This is a genomic window from Arthrobacter sp. NPDC058288 (assembly GCF_042880995.1).
GTDB lineage: Bacteria > Actinomycetota > Actinomycetes > Actinomycetales > Micrococcaceae > Arthrobacter.
The window spans coordinates 81086-103161 of the sequence record NZ_JBHVYH010000010.1 but is presented as its reverse complement, the minus strand read 5'-3'; the positions used below and the strand labels follow the sequence as shown (position 1 = coordinate 103161).

At 66.8% G+C, this 22076-nt stretch carries 12 protein-coding genes and 2 tRNA genes; 9 read left to right on the top strand and 5 right to left on the bottom strand.

The annotated features are described in order from the left end of the window. The first annotated feature begins 57 nt into the window (after positions 1-57). Positions 58-4635, top strand: coding sequence for an ExeM/NucH family extracellular endonuclease (locus ACFVWT_RS20955; RefSeq protein WP_390251289.1), 4578 nt, complete (start codon positions 58-60; stop codon positions 4633-4635). A gap of 292 nt (positions 4636-4927) precedes the next feature. Here ACFVWT_RS20955 and ACFVWT_RS20950 read toward each other — a convergent pair whose 3' ends face one another. Then, complete coding sequence (locus ACFVWT_RS20950; RefSeq protein WP_390251287.1) at positions 4928-6910, bottom strand: FAD/NAD(P)-binding protein; 1983 nt, start codon at positions 6908-6910, stop codon at positions 4928-4930. Between the two features lie 61 nt (positions 6911-6971). Here ACFVWT_RS20950 and ACFVWT_RS20945 point away from each other — a divergent pair, with 61 nt between their 5' ends. From ACFVWT_RS20945 to ACFVWT_RS20935, 3 genes are all read left to right on the top strand, one after another. Continuing rightward, positions 6972-9308: a prolyl oligopeptidase family protein gene (locus tag ACFVWT_RS20945; protein WP_390251285.1), complete on the top strand. Its 2337-nt coding sequence runs from the start codon at positions 6972-6974 to the stop codon at positions 9306-9308. A gap of 135 nt (positions 9309-9443) precedes the next feature. Further along, positions 9444-9531: transfer RNA gene (locus tag ACFVWT_RS20940), tRNA-Ser, on the top strand. Positions 9532-9601: 70 nt separating this feature from the next. Then, complete coding sequence (locus ACFVWT_RS20935) at positions 9602-11191, top strand: phytoene desaturase family protein (protein WP_390251283.1); 1590 nt, start codon at positions 9602-9604, stop codon at positions 11189-11191. Positions 11192-11228: 37 nt separating this feature from the next. On the opposite strand, the gene ACFVWT_RS20930 is transcribed toward ACFVWT_RS20935, so the two are convergent. Then, positions 11229-12671, bottom strand: a complete 1443-nt coding sequence (locus ACFVWT_RS20930; protein ID WP_390251281.1) for an MFS transporter — start codon at positions 12669-12671, stop codon at positions 11229-11231. A gap of 93 nt (positions 12672-12764) precedes the next feature. Continuing rightward, a complete protein-coding gene (locus tag ACFVWT_RS20925; protein WP_390251279.1) occupies positions 12765-14954 on the bottom strand; it encodes a RecQ family ATP-dependent DNA helicase in 2190 nt (729 codons plus the stop codon). 171 nt (positions 14955-15125) lie between these two features. Between ACFVWT_RS20925 and ACFVWT_RS20920 the strand changes: the two genes are divergently transcribed. The 4 genes from ACFVWT_RS20920 (at position 15126) to ACFVWT_RS20905 (ending at position 18781) form a co-directional block, all read left to right on the top strand. Beyond that, on the top strand, positions 15126-16544 hold the full coding sequence (locus ACFVWT_RS20920; protein ID WP_390251277.1) for a phosphomannomutase/phosphoglucomutase: 1419 nt from the start codon (positions 15126-15128) through the stop codon (positions 16542-16544). A 9-nt stretch (positions 16545-16553) separates the two neighbouring features. Beyond that, positions 16554-17024, top strand: a complete 471-nt coding sequence (locus tag ACFVWT_RS20915) for a hypothetical protein (RefSeq protein ID WP_390251275.1) — start codon at positions 16554-16556, stop codon at positions 17022-17024. A 20-nt stretch (positions 17025-17044) separates the two neighbouring features. Continuing rightward, positions 17045-17494: an RrF2 family transcriptional regulator gene (locus tag ACFVWT_RS20910; RefSeq protein ID WP_390251273.1), complete on the top strand. Its 450-nt coding sequence runs from the start codon at positions 17045-17047 to the stop codon at positions 17492-17494. Positions 17495-17620: 126 nt separating this feature from the next. Continuing rightward, positions 17621-18781, top strand: a complete 1161-nt coding sequence (locus tag ACFVWT_RS20905) for a globin domain-containing protein (RefSeq protein WP_390251271.1) — start codon at positions 17621-17623, stop codon at positions 18779-18781. A gap of 153 nt (positions 18782-18934) precedes the next feature. On the opposite strand, the gene ACFVWT_RS20900 is transcribed toward ACFVWT_RS20905, so the two are convergent. Then, positions 18935-20770 carry a phosphoenolpyruvate carboxykinase (GTP) gene (locus tag ACFVWT_RS20900; protein ID WP_390251269.1) on the bottom strand — a complete coding sequence of 612 codons (1836 nt, stop codon included), beginning with the start codon at positions 20768-20770 and terminating at the stop codon, positions 18935-18937. Positions 20771-21048: 278 nt separating this feature from the next. Here ACFVWT_RS20900 and ACFVWT_RS20895 point away from each other — a divergent pair. Continuing rightward, positions 21049-21122 (top strand) — tRNA-Arg (locus ACFVWT_RS20895). Between the two features lie 150 nt (positions 21123-21272). On the opposite strand, the gene ACFVWT_RS20890 is transcribed toward ACFVWT_RS20895, so the two are convergent. Further along, complete coding sequence (locus ACFVWT_RS20890) at positions 21273-22001, bottom strand: FadR/GntR family transcriptional regulator (RefSeq protein ID WP_390251267.1); 729 nt, start codon at positions 21999-22001, stop codon at positions 21273-21275. Positions 22002-22076: the final 75 nt, after the last annotated feature.

The window sequence follows — 22076 nt, the reverse complement described above, 5'->3', positions numbered from 1 at the left end:
CGCCGGACACATTCCACCGAGCCCTTACCCGGGGCACCCTAATGAGAGTTAGAGCGGATGAAACGCACACCATGGAAAATTGCGCTGGGAACAGCGGTGTCAGCGGGGCTCATTGCAGCTCCGCTGGCCGCCGTCCCGGCGTTTGCAGTGGAGGTCTCACCGGCCGCTGCAGGCACCTCCCCCGTCGTCATCAACGAGGCTTACCTCAGCGGCGGAAGCTCCGGAGCAGCCTACAAAAACAAGTTTGTAGAGCTATACAACACCTCTGATGCACCGGTAACCCTGGACGGCTGGTCCCTGCAATACCGCTCGGGCACGGGCGCGGCCGCGCCGAGCAGCACGGCCCCCCTCACCGGCACCATCCCGGCCAAGGGGTACTACCTGCTCAAGGGCGGCAGCAACGGCACCGTCGGCCTCGATCTGCCCACCGCAGACGTGACCGCCACCGGATTCAACCCGGCGGGGGCGGGCGGCACGATCGTCCTGGCCAAGCAGTCCGCCGCCGTGACCACACTGGCCGTCGGCTCGGTAATCGAGCCTGCCAACGTCGCGGACCTGCTGGGCTACGGCACCTCCAACACGTTCGAGACCAAGGCCGCTACCGCACCCGGAAGCAACACTGACGTCAGGAGCCTGAACCGCAGCGCCGGCCTGGACACCAACAACAACTCCGCCGACTTCACGCTCAGCGCCGCCATCACCCCGACCCCAGCCGGGGGCAGCGCGGATCCGGTTGATCCCGATCCGGTGGATCCCCCGCCGGCACCCGCCGCGAGGACCATCGCGGAAATCCAAGGATCCGGCGCCGCCAGCCCGTTCGTCGGCGCTTCCGTCACCACCCGCGGCAAGGTCACCGCGGCCTTCCCCACCGGGGGCTTCGCCGGCTTCTACCTCCAGACCCCCGGAACCGGCGGCGACCTGACGCCGGCCAACCACACGGCGTCGGACGCGATCTTCGTCTACTCGCCCGCAACGGTGGGCTCCGTCGCGATTGGCGACTACGTCGAAATCACCGGGGCCGTGGCCGAGTTCTACGGGATGACCCAGGTCAACGTGGCGGATGCCGCCGGCCTTAAGAAGCTCAACGAGGCAGCTCCGGAAGTGAAGTCCACCGGCTTCGCCCTCCCGGCGGACGAAGCCTTCCGCGAGTCCCTCGAAGGCATGCTGCTGACGCCGCAGGGGCCGGTGACTGTCACCGACAACTACTCCCTGAACCAGTACGGCGAAATCGGCCTGGCCGGCGGGACCACTCCGCTGGAGCAGCCCACCTCCGTCGCCCCGTACGGCTCCGCCGAATACACGGCAACCGTGGCGGCCAACGCCGCCCGCGGCATCAAGCTCGACGACGGCGCCACTACCAATTTCCTGAAGGATGCCGCCACCAAGGCGCAGGTGCTGCCGTACCTGACCACCGCGGATCCCGTCCGCGTCGGGTCCCCCGTGACGTTCCGGACAGATGTGGTGCTCAGCTACGCCAACAACTCCTGGAAGTTCCAGCCGCTGACCCACCTGACGCCGGAAAACGCCGGCATCGTCCAGCCCGCAACCTTCGGCGCCACCCGCGCCGAAGCCCCCGCCGCCGTCGGAGGCAACCTGAAGATTGCCTCCTTCAACGTGCTGAACTACTTCCCCACCACCGGTGACATGCTCACCGGCTGCACGTTCTACACGGACCGCGACGGCAACCCCATCACCGTCCGCGGCGGCTGCGACGCCCGCGGTGCCGCCAACGCCGAGAACCTCAAGCGCCAGCAGGACAAGATCGTGGCGGCCATCGGCAAGTCCGGCGCCGACGTCGTGTCCCTGATGGAGGTTGAGAACTCCGCTCAGTTCGGCAAGGGCCGCGACGACGCCCTGGCCAAGCTGGTGGACGCCCTGAACATTCCCGCCCCGGGGATCTGGGACTACGTCCGCACGCCCGCCAACGCTCCCCCGCTGGCTGACGAGGACATGATCCGCACCGCGTTCATCTTCAAAAAGGCAGCTGCGGAACCGGTGGGCGAATCCATCATCCACAACGACACCGTGGCTTTCGCCAGTGCCCGCAAGCCACTGGCCCAGGTGTTCAAGCCGGTCGGCGCATCCGATGACAAGAAGTTCATCGCCATCGCCAACCACTTCAAATCCAAAGGTTCCGCAGCCACTCCTGAAGACACAGACAAGGGCCAGGGCGCCTCAAACCTTGCCCGCACCGAGCAGGCCAAATCGCTCCTCGCATTCTCGAACGATCTTCAGGCCTCAAAGGGCACGGACAAGGTCTTCCTGCTGGGCGACTTCAACGCCTACGCCAAGGAGGACCCCATCAACGTCCTCACGGCCGCGGGCTACGTCAACCAGGACGAGAAGGCCCGTAACGCCGACGGTTCAGCCAAGCACTCCTACTTGTTCGGCGGCCTTGTGGGCTCCTTGGACCACGTCCTCGCCTCGCCGGGTGCGAACTCGGTGGTCACCGGTGCCGACATCTGGAACATCAACTCCGTGGAGTCCGTGGCGCTGGAGTACAGCCGGTATAACAACAATGTGACCAACTACTATGCGCCGGACCAGTTCCGGGCCAGCGACCACGATCCCGTGGTGGTGGGCCTGAATCTGCCGGCCGCGCCGGTCACACCGCCGAGCGTTGACCTTAACTTCCTGGGCATCAACGATTTCCACGGCCGCATTGATTCCAACACGGTCCTGTTTGCCGCCACCATCGAAAAGCTCCGCGAGGCCGCCGCCCCCGGCGCCACGGCATTCCTGTCCGCGGGCGACAACATCGGGGCCTCGCTGTTCGCGTCCGCTGTGGCCAAGGACCAGCCGACCATCGACGTGCTGAACGCCCTGGAACTGCGCACGTCAGCCGTGGGCAACCACGAATTCGACGGCGGTTGGGCGGACCTCCGCGACCGCGTCATCGCCGGCGGGACAAACGCGAAGTTCCCCTACCTCGGTGCCAACGTGTACAAGAAGGGCACCACTGATCCGGCCCTGCCCGAATACACCGTGCTGGAGATGAACGGCGTCAAGGTGGCGGTGATCGGCACCGTCACCCAGGAAGTGCCGTCGCTGGTCACCCCTGCAGGCATCACCGACCTTGAATTCGGCGATCCGGTGGCGGCGATCAACCGCGTTGCCGCGAAGATCACCGCCGAAAAGCTCGCCGACGTCATCATCGTGGAAGACCACGACGGCGCCGGCTCCGGCACCCCTGACGGCTCCACTTTGGAGCAGGAAGTCGCTGCCGGAGGGCCCTTCGCCAAGCTGGTCAACGAAACCTCTCCGGAGGTGGACGCGATCTTCACCGGTCACACCCACAAGCAGTACGCCTGGGATGCACCGGTGCTCGATGCCAACGGCCAGCCGACCGGCAAGACACGCCCCATCGTGCAGACCGGCAGCTACGGCGAGTTCATCGGCCAGATTCAGCTGACAGTCGACACTGCGACCATGCAGGTTACGGGCTACAAGGCCGGCAACGTCAAGCGCACCGTGCCCACAACGGCGGAGACGGCCGCAGACCTCGTGGCCAAGTACCCGCGGGTGGCAGCCGTCAAGGCGATCGTTGATAAGGCAATCGCCGACGCCGCTGTGATCGGCAACCAGCCGGTCGGCAAGGTCACCGCTGATATCACCACCGCCTTCACTCCCGCCACGGCCACCAGCCCGGCGTCCCGTGACGACCGCGCCAGCGAATCCACGCTGGGCAACCTTGTGGCGGATTCACTGGTGGACGCGCTCAAGGCGCCTGACCTCGGCGCCGCCGAAATCGGCGTCGTAAACCCCGGCGGCTTGCGCAACGAGCTGTACTACGCGCCGGACGGAACCATCACCTACGCGGAGGCTAACGCCGTGCTTCCGTTCGTGAACAACCTCTGGACCACGTCCCTGACGGGAGCCCAGTTCAAAACGCTCCTGGAACAGCAGTGGCAGACCAACCCGGACGGCACCGTCCCGAGCCGCGCCTACCAGCAGCTCGGGCTGTCCAAGAATGTCAACTACACCTACGACGCTGCACGCGCCGCAGGGGACCGCGTCACGTCCATCCGGGTTGACGGCTCGCTGATCGACCCGGCCAAGTCCTACCGGATCGGCACCTTCAGCTTCCTGGCAACCGGCGGCGACAACTTCCGGATCTTCAAGGAAGGTGCCGGCACCAAGGACTCGGGCCTGGTGGACCGGGATGCCTGGATCAAATACCTGCAGGAGCACAACCCGGTATCGCCGGACTTTGCCCGCCGTACCGTGGCTGTCGTGAACACCACGGCCGCCGAGGTCAAAGCCGGGGACTCCATCACGCTGGCGGTTTCCAAGCTGGACCTCACCTCCCTGGGCAGCCCGGTCAACACATCGCTGACGGCCTCCTTTACGGACGCCGCCGGCACCGTGACGCAGCTCGGCACCATCCCAGTGTCCGGCGGAGCCGCGGCAGTGGACGTGAAGGTCCCGGCCGGCGCGGCTGCCGGCACCGGCACCCTGGTGCTCACCGCTGCTGAGTCCGGGACCATGGTCAAGGCCTCAGTCCAGGTCGCCGATAGCGGCCCGGTACCGCCGGTCTGCACGGCACCTGTAGCACCCACCAAGTGGTACGACTTTGCGGGCTGGATCAAGTACGGCCTGGCCTGGCTCCAGTACCAGAACTGCCTGAAGGGCTAGTTTCGCAGCCTGACACAGAATGAACATGCCCCGTCGCCGGGCCTGGGAACCCTTGCGGTTCCCAGCTCCGGAGGCGGGGCATGTTTCGTTTCCCTGCGACGTTCTCTCACTTCCTGCCGGTCCTCCTGCAACGTTCTCTCACTTCCTGCCGGTCCTCCTGCAACGCTCTCTCACTGCGTTGAAGGAAGTGAGAGAGCGTCGGGAGTTCAGCGGCAGGATGTGAGAGAGCGTCGGGAGTTCAGCGGCAGGAAGTGAGAGAGCGTCCCGGGGCGGGCGTTGGTCCGAGGCCGGTTCAGAGGCCGAGGATGTGGCGGGCTATTTCGTCGGCGTCGCGGAGGGTCCGCTGGCCGCTGCGATACACCGGCCCGTTCTGCGGCCGCGCCTCCGCGGCGATGGCCGTGCCCCACTGCGCTGCGGACAACTGCAGGCCCAGGACATAGAGCCCTTCGGTGACGGATCCGTTGGCACCCACCGGCCGGTAGGGGTGGGGGCTGACGTCAAGCCCTGAGGTCTCCACCGGAGCCCCCTCCGCCGTCATCATCAGCCGGGGCCGCACCAGGCCGTCGGCCAGGAGCTGCTCCAGCACCGGCGACACATTGACGGAAACCCTGTTGCCGGGGGCAAGGGCCTCGATCATCGCGCGGGCTCGGACGGCAACGCCTTTGACCCACGGCGAGGCAGCACTGAATGTGCCGGCGGAGCGGTCCAGCGAAAATTTGGGGTCCGGTCCTACAAAACTCACCACTCCGGCCCGGGCGAGCGCCGCGAGCTGCTCCGCCCGGATGGCCGGCGGCCCGCTGGCCAGCCCCTCGACGAACGCCTCAAACCACCCCCGCAGGCCGGCGACCCAGGATTCATCGGTGATGCCGCCGTCGGCCACCGCCGTTTTTAGCACCGCCCGGCCGTGGTGCAGCGCCCCGATGGCCATCTTCACGGGGTCGTCCTCTCCCAGCGCCGAACGCCGGGCGTCATCAAGCAGGTATTCGACGACGGCAGCGTCCACTTCCGCCTGAGAGGCGAAGCTGCGGCCGGCCAGGGGCGCCGCCAGGCCCGGCAGGTCCACGCGCTGGTCCGGCGCCACATGCCTGGCGACCAGGACCTCCACCTCGGCTTCCCAGTGGGAAACGCTGTGGGCGTGGGGACGCATTGTCTCCTGGAGCAGGGCCAGGAACCCCTCGGGCTCGGTGACGGCGTCCGGCCGGGTCCGGACGAGGGTGGAGTAGTAGGCCCAGAGCGCGTCGCGCTGCAGGAGGGGCCAGAGGTCGTGGTCGAAGCCGGGGGTGATTCCGGCTGCAGCGAACCGTCCGACGGCAGCTTCCGTGCAGTACCGCAACGTCACGCCGGACGGATAATACCCCGCCAGATTGGCCTTGGCACGGTAAGGGGTCCCGCGCCGGGAGGCCGCAATGATCAACGGCTCGTCCCCGGACGGGATGTACTCCAGCCCGGCTCTCCCCTGCCTTGGAAACGCTGTGCCGTCACCCTCCGTAGCCACGAACTTCCCGCCGCGGCCTTCGGTCAGCTGGCCCATGACGTCGAAAAAATTCAGTCCCATCCCGCGGACCAGCACAGGCTGGCCGGCCGGCACCACGGACCAGTCGACGTCGGCAGGCACGGCCGGCGGCAGGTACAGGAGTCCCAGCTGGCCGGCACCCGCCTGCAGTTCGCGCTGTTCGGCATTGAGCCGGGACTCCAGGTGCCCCAGGGCAAGCACCACGGAACCGGCGGTGAGCGACCCGCCGTCCCCGAGTCCGACGTCGAACGTTCCGTTACCTGCCGGCCGGACGGACGTGGCGGTAGTGCGGTGGAACTGCACGGTGACGCCCTGCGGCAGGTGTGCGAGCAGCCCGTCCATCGTGGAGCTGAGGTAACGCCCGTACAGCGCGCGGCTCGGGAAATCCCGGGAGCCGAGAGCGGAAAGTTCTGCCCGCTCGTCCTCCGTCAGCGACGGTTTGGGACTGTCCTGCTGCGCTTCCCGCCACTGGTCGAAGGTGCAGCCGGCCACCGGCGCGGCCAGTTCAGGGTCTTCGGGAATGACCGTGGGATAGAACGACTGGGTGTTCATCAGGTACAACCGCGACTGGCCGGGCTGCCACACGTGGCCCGGTCCGGCCGGGTAGGGATCCACGACGTCAATGTGGAGGCCCGCAACGCCGTCGTGCCCGGAAGCGGAGGCGTTCCTGAGCCGCCAGTTGGCGAGGAGGCGCTCCAGGACACTGGTGCCGCGGGGTCCGGCCCCTATTAGTACCGTCCGGATGATTTGCGATGTGCCCACGCCCTCCAGAGTATCCGCATGTGACTTGCTAGCTGCGCCCCGATGCTGTTTCGTAGGGCGCATGACCACCACAGCAGCTGATCACCCGCCCGTCTCCGGCGCCCCTTCCGCCGCCGGCAAAGCGCCCGAACCGACCGACGAAAACATCTGGCTGGAGGAAATCTACGGCGAGGAACCGCTGGCGTGGGTCCGCGAACAGAACGCCCGCACCGAGGACCTGCTCGAAGACGCCGACTACGCGAGGCTCGAGAGCCGCATCCTGGAGGTGCTGGACTCAACGGACAAGATCGCCATGGTGGGCAAGCACGGCGACTGGTATTACAACTTCTGGCGGGACGGGCAGAACCCCAAGGGGCTGTGGCGCAGGACGTCCTGGGAAGGCTACAAGAGCGGACGGCCCGAGTGGGACGTGCTCCTGGACGTCGACGCCCTGGCCGCTGCCGAAGGCGAGGAGTGGGTCTTCCACGGCGCCAATTTCCTCCGCCCAGCTCCCGGCGAACCGCACCGGCTGGCGCTAGTGGCTCTCTCCCCCGACGGCGGGGACGCCAACCGCTACCGGGAGTTCGACGTCGAGAGCCGGACGTTCGTGGACCCTGCGACGGGAGGGTTCGACCTGCCCACAGCGAAGGGCAATGCTTCCTGGCTGGACCGGGACACGCTGCTGGTGTCCACCACCGCGGAAGGCATGCCCAGGACTTCCTCGTCCTACGCGCGCACCGCCGTGAAGCTGGCCCGCGGCGGGTCGCTTCCGGAGGCTGAACGGATCTTCGACATCCCCGAAGACCACATGATGGCTCTGGTGGCCCATGACTCCACTCCGGGGTACGAGCGGACCTTCGCGATGGACTGGATCAGCTTCTTCAACAAGAGCACATCCGTGCTGCGCGACGGGCAGTGGGTCGCGATCGACGCCCCCACCGACGTGAACCTGAGCGTGCACCGTGATTGGCTGCTGTTCCGTCCGCAGGGCGACTGGGACCTCGACGGAACCACGTATCCGGCCGGTTCGCTGCTCGCCGCGAAGTTCGAGGACTACCTTGCCGGCAGCCGCGAACTCGCCGTCCTGTTCACCCCGGATGCGCACACCTCGCTGCAGTCCTGGAGCTGGACCCGCAACTTCCTCCTGTTGAACCTGCTGCGGGATGTGTCCTCGGAGATCCGCGTTCTGGATCCGGAGCGAACGGGGAGCGAGGGCGGGATTCAATCCGCCTGGGCAGCCACCCTCCTGGACGCCTGCCCGCCGCTGCACGACGTCAACGCCTTCGCCGTTGACGACGAAGACGATGCCGTGGAGGTTGACGAAGAGCACGACGACGGTACCGGCGGCAACGTGGCGGTCCCCGAAGGCGAGGCGCCCGGCGCAGGGAACGACTTCTGGCTCGTTGCCACCGGCTTCACCACGCCAAGCACGCTCACGCGGGGAACCCTGCGCCGCAGCGGCGACGGTACCGTGGTGAGCACCCACGAGGTGGTCCGCACCTCGCCGTCCTACTTTGACGAGGCGGCGTACGAGGTCCAGCAGCACTTCGCGGTTTCGGAAGACGGTACCCGGGTCCCGTACTTCCAGGTCGCATCCAAGGACCTGGTGCTCGACGGCCAGAACCCCACGCAGCTGTCCGGCTACGGCGGCTTCGAAGTTTCCCGCACTCCCGCTTACAGCGGCGCGATCGGCCGGGCCTGGCTGGAGCGCCGGACAGACGCACCGGACGCCGGCCAAGGCGCCGGCGAGGGCACGGCTGGATCCGCCGGCGACGGCGGATCCAGCCCGACCCACGCCCGCGGCGGAGTGTACGTTGTGGCGAACATCCGCGGCGGCGGCGAATACGGCCCCTCGTGGCACCGGGCCGCGCTGCAGGAGAACCGGCACCGCGCGTTCGAGGACTTCGCGGCCGTAGCCAGGGACCTGATTTCCCGCGGAGTCACCTCCAGGGAACGCCTTGGCTGCGTGGGCGGCTCAAACGGCGGGCTCCTGGTGGGCAACATGTTGACCCGCTACCCGGAACTGTTCGGTGCCGTCTCCTGCGGCGTGCCGCTGCTGGACATGCGCCGCTACACCAAGTTGTCCGCAGGCCACTCCTGGATCGCCGAATACGGGGACCCGGACGTGGCCGAGGACTGGGAGTTCATCCGGACGTTCTCGCCCTACCACCTCCTCCGCGACGGCGTGGACTACCCCGAAACCTTCATCTGGACTGCAACCTCCGATGACCGGGTGGGTCCCGTGCAGGCACGCAAGATGGCTGCACGCATGCAGGCCATGGGTATCCCCAATGTCTGGTTCCACGAGGCCCTCGAGGGCGGTCACGCCGGCGCTTCCGATAACCGCCAGGCGGCCGCACTGCAGAGCCGGAGCCAGCATTTCCTGTGGCGGTCCCTGGCGGGCCGCTCCGGCAGCTAGCCCGGCCGTATTCGCATGCGGCGCCCCCCCCCCCCCCCTGCCAGACCTGTTCAGGGCGGCATTCCTCACGGTATGGGGCCGTTTTGCACTGAATGGCCCGTTCTGCGTATCCTTGGTGGGCTAGGAATAGCAATTGGAGACGTGCCAGAGCGGCCGAATGGGCTTCACTGCTAATGAAGTGTGGGGCACAACTCCACCGGGGGTTCAAATCCCCCCGTCTCCGCGTTTGGCCCCGGTCCTTGGACCGGGGCCTTTTGCGTTCCCGGCTTGTTTCGGGGTGGCAGGATAGGCCCATGGTGAGCAGCAGCAATCATGACGTGGTCATTGTCGGTGGCGGACACAACGGGCTGGCGGCGGCCGCCTACCTGGCCCGGGCCGGACGTGACGTCCTGCTGCTGGAAAAGCTCGACCATGCCGGCGGCGCGGCCGTATCTGCCCGGGCGTTCGACGGCGTGGACGCCCGGCTTTCGCGGTACTCCTACCTGGTGAGCCTGCTGCCGCAGGAGATCATTGATGACCTGGGGCTGCGCATCAGGCTGGCCCGGCGCCGCTACTCCTCCTACACGCCGGATCCGGCCAGCCCCGGCCGCGGCCTCCTGATCGACAACGGAGACGCGGCGGCCACGGCGGCGTCCTTTGCTTCAGTGGGTGCCCCGGCCAGCGAGGCGGCGGCCTTTGAACGCTTCTATGCGGAGTGCCGGAAGCTCACCGGTGCGCTGTGGCCCACGATGGCTTCGCCGTTGCCCAGCCGTTCGGCTGCCAGGCAGCTCGCTGAGGCTGCCGGGGCCGGCGATGCGTGGAAATCGGTGATCGAGCGGCCCGTTGGCGAAGCCATTACGCGGGGGCTCCACAACGACCTGGTGCGCGGCGTGGTGCTGACGGACGCCCTGATCGGCACGTTCGCCCGGGCCGGCAGCGCCGACCTGCAGCAGAACATCTGTTTCCTGTACCACCTCCTGGGCGGCGGAACCGGTGACTGGGATGTGCCGATCGGCGGTATGGGGGCCGTTTCGGGCGAACTGGAGCGGGCAGCCCGCGAGGCCGGTGCCACGATCATGACGTCCGCCGAGGTCACGGGCATCCGGCCCGGCGGCTTGGTGGGTTACCGCAGCGAGGGCCGGGAACGCTTGGCATCCGCTGAATGGGTTCTGTCCAACGTCGCTCCCGCGGTGCTGCACAGGCTGCGGGACGGCGGCGCCGGGGAGCCCGCAAACCCCAACCACCGGCGCGAGGGCTCCCAGGTGAAGGTGAACATCCTGCTGAAACGCCTGCCGCGGTTACTGGACCGCAATGTCAGCCCGGAGGCGGCCTTCGGTGGCACCTTCCACATCAATGAGACCTGGAACCAGTTGGACGAGGCCTACCTGGCCGCCGAGCAGGGAACGGTTCCGGACCCGCTGCCCTGCGAAATCTACTGCCATTCGTTGACCGATCCCAGCATCCTCTCACCGGAACTGCAGGCTTCCGGCGCCCATACCCTGACCGTCTTCGGACTGCATGTGCCGGACAGGCTCATCACCGCGGAGAACAACGAGGCGATGCGGGCAAAGCTGCAGGCCGCCGTCGTAAAGTCCCTCAACTCAGTGCTGGCGGAGCCGATCGAGGACCTGTTGCTGACCGGTTCCGGCGGAACGCCATGCATCGAAACCAAGACCACACTGGATATCCAGCGCGCCGTCGGCATGCCCCGCGGCAACATCTTCCACGGCGGCCTCGACTGGCCTTTCGCGGAAGACGATGACCCGCTGGACACTCCCGCCCGGCGCTGGGGTGTGGCCACCGACGATCCCCGGATCCTGTTGTGCGGCTCCGGAGCGCGGCGCGGCGGGGCGGTGAGTGCCATAGGCGGCCACAATGCCGCCATGGCGGTGCTGGAGTCCTAGGCGCCGCCGGGGCCCGGCGCCCTAGGGGTTTTGCGGCCTAGGGGTTGGCGGCTTTCGGCGCTGCCGAACGCCCGCGGCTGACTTCGGCGCCCGCCTGCCGGTGCAGCGCCAGGCTGTCAGCGGCGCTGAGCAGCATCAGCACTGTGATGGCCAGGAATGCCCCGCGGTAGGGCGCAACGGGGTCGGCACCGAAAGCGCCGGGGGCGGCGAAGAGCCTGAGGAACAGGGCGCCGACGGCGATGCCCGCCCCGGCCGCCAACTGGACGAGGGTGGCCGAGATCGCGTTGGCGGATGGCAGCTGTCCCGGGACGATGTCGGCGTACTGGATCGAAGCGTAGGCCGAGAATCCGATGGAGCGGAACGCTCCGCTGCAGACCAGCAGGGCGAAGATCAGCGGTTCCGGGGTTCCGGCGTCGATCAGGGAGCACAGGGCAAAAGTGGCAGCCGAGGCGAGCGAAGCGAAGACGAGGACAGGTTTGAAGCCGAATCTGCGGATGAGCGGGGTGGTTGCCGGTTTGATGCCGATGTTACCGATGAAGACCGCTGCCACCATGGCGCCGGCATGGAGCGGATCCCAGCCAAAACCGTCCTGGAACATCAGCGGCAGCAGGAACGGAACCGCGCTGATGGTCAGTCGGTACACGAACCCGCCGGTGGAGGTTGCGCGGAACGTACGGGTGCCAAAGACATTCAGCTGGAAGAGCGGGTTGCTGGTGCGCCGCAGCCACAGAACCGCAGCGGCGATGGATACGAAGCCGGCGGCCACGCTGATGGCCCCGACGGGTCCGGAGGGGTGCGCCGTGGCAAGTTCGAGCCCTACCACCAGGGCGCCCACGCCGGCCGTCGTCAGGATCAGTCCCACCCAGTCAAGGCGCCGCGACTGGTCCCCGGCACCCTGGGGAACAAGGCGAAGGGCTGCTATGAACGCGGCCAGGCCCAACGGAACGTTGATCAGGAAGATCCAGTGCCACGACAGGAACGTGGTCAGCGCGCCGCCCACCAGCGGCGCAAGGACCGGTGCCAGCAGTCCGGGCCACACAAGATACGCCGTGGCCCGGAGCAGGTCCTCCTTGGGTGTCCGGCGCAGCACTACCAGGGTCCCCACCGGCACCATCATCGCGCCGCCGGCGCCCTGCAGGACGCGGCTGACCGTGAGCATGGTCAGGTCCTGGCTCAGCGCGCACAGCAGCGAGGCAATGGTGAACACGGCGATGGCGGCGCAGAAGACGCGGCGGGCACCCACGCGCTCCGCAAGCCAACCGCTGACCGGAATGCCCATGGCCACCGTCATGAGGTAGGCCGTCATGGTGATGTTGACGTCCGCCGGAGCCACGGCGAAGTCTCCCGCGATGCTGGGGATGGCCGTGGTCAGGACCGTGCCGTCGAGGAATTCCATAAAGAAGGTCGCAGCCACCAGCAAAGCCAGCCGGGGCTGCCATTCCTGCCGGACCGTCGACGCGCTGCTTTGGGGTTCGCTCATGGCTCCTGGCCTGGACTCATCCGCCGATCCTATAGGCGTGCCAGCCCCGGTGCCAGAATAAGTCCGCCCCTTACGCGGAGCGGCGGGAGGACCCTATCCGGCCTGTCCCAGCACGAGGGGAAGGACTGCTCCCGCCCCGGCACGGCGTAATGCCCGGCCGGCAACTGTGACCGTCCAGCGGCTGTCCGTGAGGTCGTCAATCAGCATGACGCTCTGCCCCTGGATACCGGCCAAAGCCGCCTCCAGCTCAGGTCCCACCACCAGACGTTCCCAGACTCCGGCCAGCCGGTAGGCGCTGTTTCCGCCGCGCCCGCCGGTGGGCCCGCCGTGCTCCAGCTGCAGCTGGCCCAGGTACGGTATCCGGCCAATGCCGGAAATTCCGCGCGCCAAGGAGTCGACCAGGGCGGGCTTGCTGCGGGACGGGATGCTGACGATGGCGGCGGGCCGTCCTGCCCCGCTCCAGCCGGCGTCGCGTCCGTTACCGGTGCCCCATTCCCGGAGCACCTGCACGCAGGCCTGGAGCATGGCGGGGTCCACTTCACGGTCCGCTGCACCGGAGGCGAAGATTTCCCGCAGGGCCCCGCCCCAGCCGAGGTCCGTCAGCCGGGCCAGCGCCCGTCCTTCGGCGAGGCTTTCATCCGGCTTGATCTTGCCCTTGACGGTCACGCCGAGCCTGTCCATGCCGCTGGGCCACTGTAGCCGCGGTTCCAGTGCCACTCCGGCGCGGCTGAGCGTCTGCCCGGCAGCTTCCGTGGCCGAAGCTGAGATGTCCGCCGGGAACCAGCGCCCGGCGCAGTTGTCGCAGCGGCCGCAGGCACGGGCTGTTTCATCGTCGAGGACCGAGGTGATGTACTCCATCCGGCAGCCGGCCGTGTCCTGGTAGATCACCATGGAATCCTGCTCGTCCACGCGGGCCTCGGCGATGCGGCGGTACCGTTCGGCGTCGTACGTCCAGGGCCGGCCGGTGGAGCGCCAGCCTCCGCCCACCCGCTCCACCGCACCGTCAACGGACAGGACCTTGAGCAGCAGTTCCAGCGGGGTGCGGCGCAGGTCCACGCGGGCCTCGAGCGCCACGGTGGACACGGCCGCGCCGGCCTCGGCCAGTGCGGTCAGGACTGCCGCCGCCTTTTCCTCCGACGGCATGGACGCCGTGGCGAAGTACTGCCAGATGTCCCGGTCCTCCGCACCGGGCAGCAGCAGGACATCGGCGTTTGCAGCGCCACGCCCCGCACGGCCCACCTGCTGGTAGTAGGCCACCGGCGATGAAGGAGCCCCGAGGTGCACCACGAAGCCCAGGTCAGGTTTGTCGAAGCCCATGCCCAGGGCCGAGGTGGCCACGAGTGCCTTGACCTGGTTGTCCTTGAGCAACTGTTCCGCCCGTTCCCGGTCCGCGGGATCAGTCCGGCCTGTGTAGGCGAGGACCTCATGGCCGGCTTCGGCGAGCAGCCGCGCGGTGTCCTCGGCCGCGGAAACTGTCAGGGTGTAGATGATGCCGCTGCCGGGCAGGTCCGCCAGATGGGTCAGGAGCCAGCCCAGCCGGTCGCGTGAGTCCTGCAGGCGCAGTACGCCGAGCCGGAGTGATTCACGGCCCAGGGCTCCGCGGATGGTGAGCACGCCGTCGCCCAGCTGCTCCTCGATGTCGTGGACCACCCGGGAGTTGGCGGTGGCAGTGGTGGCGAGCACCGGCACGGTGTCCGGCAGCTGGGTGATGAGGTCCGCGATGCGCCGGTAGTCCGGCCGGAAGTCATGGCCCCAGTCGGAGATGCAGTGTGCTTCGTCGATCACCAGGAGACCGGTACGGCGGATCAGTTCGGGAAGCTGGTTCTCCCGGAAGGAAGGGTTGGTGAGCCGTTCCGGGGACACGAGCAGCACGTCCACCTCGTCCGCGGCCAGCTGCTCGCGGACAGTGTCCCATTCGAGCTGGTTGGCGGAGTTGATGGCAACTGCGCGGACGCCTGCCCTGGCCGCTGCCGCCACCTGGTCCCGCATCAGAGCCAGCAGCGGCGACACGATCAGTGTGGGGCCGGCACCGCGGCGCCGGAGCAGCAGGGATGCCACGAAGTAGACAGCCGACTTTCCCCAGCCTGTCCGCTGGACCACCAGGGCCCGGCGGCCGCCGTCGACCAGTGCCTCAATGGCCTCGAACTGGCCGTCATGGAAGCTGGCTTCCGGGTGCCCCACCAGCCCCCGCAGCACTTCCAGGGCCTGGTCACGGGTCCCCTTTCCACCAGCGGGGAGGTCAGCGGAAGCGGAAAGGACTGCAGCATTCTGGTTATTGGCCATTGATTCAGTATCCCAGCCCCCTCTGACAGCCGCGAAGCCGGGTGCCCGGCCATGTGGACAGCCGCGCCCCTGTCCCGGCCTGCACCGCCTTAACCGCACGCTGCCCGGCACGGCTGCGTAACGCAACCACTCCTCCACAGCCTCTTGGCGCTTCCACGTAAGATGGAACGCGTGACTAGCGACCAGACAAAGACTTTTGACCTTTCGGCATCGTTCAAGGCCTACGACGTACGTGGCATTGTGGGCGAGTCCATTACCGCCGAAATCGTCGAAGCCGTAGGCGCCGCCTTCGTGGACGTCCTGAAGCTCGAGGGCCAGACGGTCCTGGTGGGCGGCGACATGCGTCCCTCCTCCCCTGAGTTCAGCAAGGCATTCGCCAACGGTGCCGCCACCCGCGGCGCCAACGTCCAGTTGCTGGACCTGATTTCCACCGACGAGCTCTACTACGCCTGCGGTGCGCTCAACGCGGCAGGTGCCACGTTCACCGCCAGCCACAATCCTGCCGAGTACAACGGCATCAAGATGTCCAAGGCCGGCGCCCAGCCCATCTCCTCGGAGTCAGGACTAAAGGAAATCCAGGCCCGCGCGGAGGACTACCTCCACGCCGGATCCATCCCGGCCGCCGCCAAGCGCGGCCTGATCGGAGTCCACGATGTCCTGAAGGACTACTCCGAATATCTCCGCAAGCTCGTTGACCTCCGGGGATCCCGCCCCCTGAAGGTGGTTGTCGACGCCGGCAACGGCATGGCCGGCCTGACCACCCCTGCGGTACTCGGCGACGCCCTCCTGCCCAAGCTGCCGTTCGACATCATTCCGCTCTACTTCGAGCTGGACGGCTCCTTCCCGAACCACCCTGCCAATCCGCTCGAGCCGGAAAACCTGCTTGACCTGCAGGCGGCCGTCGTGGAACACGGCGCGGACATCGGGCTGGCGTTCGATGGCGACGCCGACCGCTGCTTCGTCATCGACGAGAAGGGCAACCCCGTCTCTCCGTCAGCCATCACCGGAATGGTGGCCCGCCGCGAGATTGCCCGCGCCAAGGCGCAGGGCGAGGAAACCCCCACCATCATCCACAACCTGCTGACCTCCAGGGCCGTTCCGGAGCTTGTCGCGCACGACGGCGGCCGCGCGGTGCGCACACGCGTGGGCCACTCGTTCATCAAGGCCGAGATGGCCGAGGAAGGCGCCGTCTTCGGCGGCGAGCACTCGGCGCACTTCTACTTCCGCGATTTCTGGAATGCAGACACCGGCATGCTGGCCGCAATGCATGTCCTGGCCGCCCTCGGCGAACAGGACCTCCCGCTGTCCGAGCTCGGCCACGAGTACGAGCCGTACGTCTCCTCCGGGGAAATCAACTCCGAAATCGAAGACAAAGCGGGCGCCGTGGAGCGGGTCCGCGCCGATTTTGCCGGCGAAGACGTCGAGATCGACACGCTGGACGGCAGCACGTTCACGGCCCGCGACGGCAGCTGGTGGTTCAACCTGCGTCCGTCCAACACCGAACCGTTCCTCCGCCTGAACACCGAGGCCACGGACCGGGCCACCATGGAACGCATCCGCGACCGCGTGCTGGCCCTGGTCAACGGCTAGGCGGCCCGCATGACTGAACTTTCCGGAACGTCCTGGCGGGATTCTGTGCCCGAAGCTACGGCCACCGACCTGGAAAACCTGCTGGGCACCGGCGTGGGGGCTGCACAGGAGCAGCTGGGACGCAACGGCGGTTTCCTGCCGTTCGCGCTGGTGGTGGAGAACGACGGCGAGGTGCGCCTCGTCGCCGTCACGCCGGCTGACGCCGAGGACGGCTCGGAGGACGGCTTCGACGCCGACGCGATGATCAGCGACCTCACCGAACTGCTCCGGCAGAACCGCGACGACTTCCGTGCCGCCGCGGTGGTCTGCGACATCACCCTGCTGGAAGAGGACACCGACGCCATCCACGTCGCGGCCGAGCACCGTGACGGTTCCGTTTTCGCCGCGGTCCTGCCTTACGAAGCCAATGCCGAGTCCCGCGAATGGGAGTTCGGGCAGCTCGCAGCTGATTCCAACGAGCCCTCCATCTGGGTGGACTAGACCTCCAGTGGGTTGCTGACATGAAGATCAACGCGTTCGCGGACGTAAGCCTGCGCGCCATGATGGTGCTCGCGGCCGCCCCCGATGGCAGCCTGCTCACCACGCAGAGCATCGCGGACGCCGTAGGCACTCCCTACAACCATGTCAGCAAGGCCATGGCCAAGCTCCGCGAACTCGGCGTGATCGACGTCGAGCGGGGCCGCAACGGCGGTTCCCGGCTCAACGAGGCCGGACGCCGGGCCACCGTGGGCCAGCTCCTGCGGCAGCTGAACACCCGTGCAGATCCGGCTGACTGCCATTCGCTGAATGGCGACTGCCCGCTCATCAATGAATGCCGGCTTCGCGGCGCCCTTGCGCGGGCGCGGGAGGCTTTTTACCGCGAGCTTGACGACATTGTGGTGTCCACGCTTCCGGGCACGCGCCAGATGGCGCCGGTCTTCCAGGCAATCGGCCTCCGCCCCGGGCTCTGAGGCTCCTTCCGATTTGGAAATCTTTTCTACGGCGTGTAGAACTTAGGTATAAATACTTGTATTTGAAATACAGGTATTTTTTATCGGTCCGGTTGAAGACCCCGGGCCACTACCTCAGGAGTCAACATGCTCTCGGACAAGTCCTTCCCCGTCATCGAGGCCACCCTCCCCTTGGTCGGTTCCCGGATCGGTGAAATCACCCCCAAGTTTTACGCCCGACTCTTCGCAGCACATCCGGAACTGCTGGACGGGCTCTTCAGCCGCTCCAACCAGCGCAACGGCAACCAGCAGCAGGCCCTGGCCGGAAGCATCGCCGCTTTCGCCACCCACCTGGTGAACAACCCCGGCACTCTTCCGGAGACCGTGCTAGCGCGCATCGCCCACCGCCACGCCTCCCTCGGCATCACCGAACCGCAGTACCAGGTGGTCTACGAGCACCTCTTCGCCGCCATCGCCGAGGACCTTGCCGAGGTCATCACCCCGGAAATCGCCGAAGCCTGGACCGAGGTCTACTGGCTCATGGCGGATGCGCTGATCAAGCTCGAAAAGGGCCTCTATGCCGCACAGGCCAACGGCGTGATGTGGAGCCCGTGGCGGGTCGCCGCCAAGACCGCCGCCGGCACCGGCTCCATGACGTTCACACTGGAACCTGCCGACGACACCCCCGTCACCCCGGCCCTCGCGGGACAGTACGTGAGCGTGAAGGTCCAGCTCCCGGACGGCCTCCGCCAGGTCCGCCAGTATTCGCTGTCGGGCGAGGCCGGCACAAGCCGCATCTTCACCACCAAGAAGGACGACGGCGGCGAGGTCTCCCCCGTCCTGCACAACAACGTCCAGGTGGGCGACATCCTGGAAATCTCCAACCCCTACGGTGAAATCACCCTCAAGGAAGGTGACGGCCCCGTCGTCCTGGCCTCCGCCGGCATCGGCTGCACTCCCACCGCCTCCATCCTGCGCTCGCTCGCCGACTCCGGCTCGGACCGCCAGGTCCTGGTCCTGCACGCGGAAAGCGACCTCGACAGCTGGGCCCTGCGCAGCCAGATGACGGACGACGTCGAACGCCTCGACGGCGCCGACCTCCAGCTCTGGCTCGAGCGGCCGGTCGCCGGAACCAGGGAGGGCTTCATGTCGCTGCGCGAAGTGGACCTGCCGGCCAATGCGTCGCTGTACCTCTGCGGGCCGCTGCCGTTCATGAAGCACATCCGCAACGAGGCCATCAACGCGGGCATCCCGGCCACCAAGATCCACTACGAAGTCTTCGGCCCGGACATCTGGCTGGCTTCCTAGCAGCAGAAGCGCGAACGGACACTTGAGCCCCGGGGCTTAAGTGTCCGTTCGCGCCTTAGGGGCTTAAGTGTCCGTTCGCGCAAAGTACGACGGCGGCGCCGCACCTTTGGGAAGAGGTGCGGCGCCGCCGTCGTTATGTTCGTTGCCGGCTTGCTAGCTGTGGTCCGCCATGCGTTCCTTCAGGGCTTCAAGCTCGGAGCGCAGCGCCTCCGGCAGGGAGTCACCGAACTTCGCGTACCACTCCTCAATGGAGGCCAGTTCGGCGTCCCACTCCTCGCGGTCGACGCGGACGGCGTCTTCCACGTGGGCGTGGGTCAGGTCCAGGCCGGTCAGGTCCAGCGAATGGCCCGCTGGCACGAAGCCGATCGGGGTCTCAATGGCGTCAGCCTTGCCTTCGAGGCGCTCGATGGCCCACTTGAGGACACGGGCGTTGTCGCCGAAACCGGGCCAGGCGAAGTCGCCGTCGGCCGTGCGGCGGAACCAGTTGACCAGGAAGATGTGCGGCAGGCGCTCTGGGTTGGCCTTGCCCGAGACGCTGATCCAGTGCTTCAGGTAGTCGCCTGCGTCGTAGCCGATGAACGGCAGCATGGCCATCGGGTCGCGGCGCAGCACGCCGACCTGCCCGGCAGCTGCGGCCGTGGTCTCGGAGGAAAGCGTGGAGCCCATGAAGATGCCGTTGGTCCAGCTGCGGGCCTGGGTCACCAGCGGAACGGTGGTCTTGCGGCGGCCGCCGAAGAGGATGGCTGAGAGCTCCACGCCTTCGGGGCTGTAGTACTCCTCGGCCAGCATGTCGATCTGCGAGATCGGGGTGCAGAAGCGGGAATTCGGGTGGGCGGCCGGCTTGTCCGAATCCGGCGTCCAGGAGTTGCCCTGCCAGTCGGTCAGGTGCGCCGGGGTTTCCTCGGTCATGCCCTCCCACCAGACACCGCCGTCGTCCGTGAGGGCGACGTTGGTGAAGATGCTGTGGCCCTTGGCGATGGCGCGCATGGCGTTGGGGTTGGTGCCCCAGCCGGTGCCCGGGGCGACACCGAACAGGCCGGCTTCGGGGTTCGTGGCGCGCAGCTCGCCTTCCTTGCCGATCCGCATCCAGGTGATGTCGTCACCAAGGGTCTCGACCTCCCAGCCTTCGATGGTGGGGTCCAGCAGGGCGAGGTTGGTTTTGCCGCAGGCCGAGGGGAAGGCGGCGGACATGTAGTACGACTTCTTCTCCGGCGAGGTGAGCTTGAGGATAAGCATGTGCTCCGCAAGCCAGCCCTCGTCCCGGGCCATCACAGAGGCGATGCGCAGGGCGTAGCACTTCTTGCCCAGGAGGGCGTTTCCGCCGTAGCCGGAGCCGAACGACCAGATGGAACGCTCCTCCGGGAAGTGGACAATCCACTTGTCCGGGTTGCACGGCCACGCGACGTCGGCCTGGCCGGGGGCCAAGGGGGCGCCCAGGGAGTGCAGTGCGGGAACGAAGAACGCGTTTGTGGCGGTGATCTTATCCAGCACTTCGGTGCCGATGTTGGCCATGATGCGCATGGAGGCAACCACGTAGGCGCTGTCAGTGATCTCCACGCCGAACTTGGGGTCCTCAGCGTCAAGGTGGCCCATGACGAACGGGATGACGTACATGGTGCGGCCGCGCATGGAACCGGCAAACAGGCCGCGAAGCTTCTGCTTCATCTCGGCCGGCGCCATCCAGTTATTGGTGAAGCCCGCATCCCGCTCGTTCTCGGAGCAGATGAAGGTCTGCTCTTCAACGCGCGCCACGTCCGCGGGATCGGAGAATGCAGCGAAAGAGTTCGGGAACAGCTCCGGGTTCAGCCTGGTCAGCGTTCCGGCGTCGACGAGTTCGTCCGTGAGGCGGGTGTATTCCTCTTCCGTACCGTCGACCCAATGGATCCGGTCCGGCTGGGTAAGTTCTGCAACCTCTTCGACCCATGCCAGCAGGCCAGCATGTGTTGTGGGTGCTTTCTCAAGCAGCGGCAGTCGTGCGAGATCGCCCATTGCGGTTCCCTTCCTCGGGTTCAGTGGTGTGTCCTAAATGCTAGGGCTCTAGACCACTGCATATTTTGGATCAGACGTGGGATGTCCGGCCGGCTAAAAAGCAAAAACCGCGGAAAATCAAGGAACTGCGCAGGCCAAATCGGGACATTTTGTGAGTAAGGTCACATAGACCGGTCTAGTCACGCACATTACACGCGATTCGATTTGGAACTCGGCGGCAACTCGCGTAAAGTAATTCGAGGTTCGGGGGTGAACGAAAAACTCCCGGAGCCGAGAATGCGCCCATAGCTCAGCTGGATAGAGCGTCTGTCTACGGAACAGAAGGTCAGGGGTTCGAATCCCTTTGGGCGCACAGGAAGAGAAGATCCGCACCGGTTCGCCGGTGCGGATCTTTTTTTGTTTCAGTTTGTTTAGCGTGGCACCGCCTCCGGACCACGCCGCCTGGCAGGCGAGCCAACTTTGGTGGCGGCCCCGCAGCGTTGGGCCGCCACCCGGGCCAGGCTTATTCGTTTATTGCGTCGTAGATGCGGCGCCGGATGCCGTCGAAGTGGCGGTTCAGCCGTTCAGCAGCCAGCGCTTTGTCCCCGTCCGCCACGGCCTCGTAAATGCGTCGGTGGACAGCTGCCGTCTCCGTGAGGTCCTCTGTGCCGGCCCCGACCTCCAGGTGGATCTGCCGGTACACCTTCCAGAAAACGGCGAGCAGGCTGATCAGCAGGGTGTTGTTGAGCGGCTCGAACAGGCGCCGGTGAAACTCTGCGTCCGCTTCCACAAACGTCTCCCCCGCGGCAGCCAGCTCCTCCATCCGGACCACGGATTCCTCAACGGCGGCCAGTTGGCCGGGTGTCATGGTGTCCATGGCGCTCCCGATCAGGCCTGACTCGAGCGCCTGCCTGACGTCCACCAGTTCCAGGGCCTCCCCGCCCTTGTGGCGCAGCGACAGCCGGCCGCGGAAGGTCAGGCCGTCAGCCAGGGCATCAAAGTTGCTGGGTGCCACAAACATGCCGAACCCGTGCCGAATCTCAACCACGCCGAGCGCCTGGAGGACTTTGAGCGACTCACGGAGGGTGTTGCGTCCCACGCCCAGGGCCAGAGCCAGTTCGTTTTCGGTGGGGAGCGGATCACCTGCTTCAAGTTCACGCTCCAGGATGAGGTCCATGATGTCCGCCTGGAGAGCGCGGAGCCGCGCCTGGGCGCTGAAGCGCGCCTGCGAAGCGACACCTGATGTAGTCATGGGTTCCCCTAACCGAGAGTCGTGAACCACCGTACGGAGTGGGTCACAGCAAACAATATTGGATGTCCCATCTTC

Coding starts and splice junctions, on each gene's coding strand:
- ACFVWT_RS20955 (WP_390251289.1), top strand. CDS start 58: ATGAAACGCACACCATGGAAAATTGCGCTGGGAACAGCGGTGTCAGCG.
- ACFVWT_RS20945 (WP_390251285.1), top strand. CDS start 6,972: ATGACCACCACAGCAGCTGATCACCCGCCCGTCTCCGGCGCCCCTTCC.
- ACFVWT_RS20935 (WP_390251283.1), top strand. CDS start 9,602: ATGGTGAGCAGCAGCAATCATGACGTGGTCATTGTCGGTGGCGGACAC.
- ACFVWT_RS20930 (WP_390251281.1), bottom strand. CDS start 12,671: ATGAGCGAACCCCAAAGCAGCGCGTCGACGGTCCGGCAGGAATGGCAG.
- ACFVWT_RS20925 (WP_390251279.1), bottom strand. CDS start 14,954: ATGGCCAATAACCAGAATGCTGCAGTCCTTTCCGCTTCCGCTGACCTC.
- ACFVWT_RS20915 (WP_390251275.1), top strand. CDS start 16,554: ATGACTGAACTTTCCGGAACGTCCTGGCGGGATTCTGTGCCCGAAGCT.
- ACFVWT_RS20910 (WP_390251273.1), top strand. CDS start 17,045: ATGAAGATCAACGCGTTCGCGGACGTAAGCCTGCGCGCCATGATGGTG.
- ACFVWT_RS20905 (WP_390251271.1), top strand. CDS start 17,621: ATGCTCTCGGACAAGTCCTTCCCCGTCATCGAGGCCACCCTCCCCTTG.
- ACFVWT_RS20900 (WP_390251269.1), bottom strand. CDS start 20,770: ATGGGCGATCTCGCACGACTGCCGCTGCTTGAGAAAGCACCCACAACA.
- ACFVWT_RS20890 (WP_390251267.1), bottom strand. CDS start 22,001: ATGACTACATCAGGTGTCGCTTCGCAGGCGCGCTTCAGCGCCCAGGCG.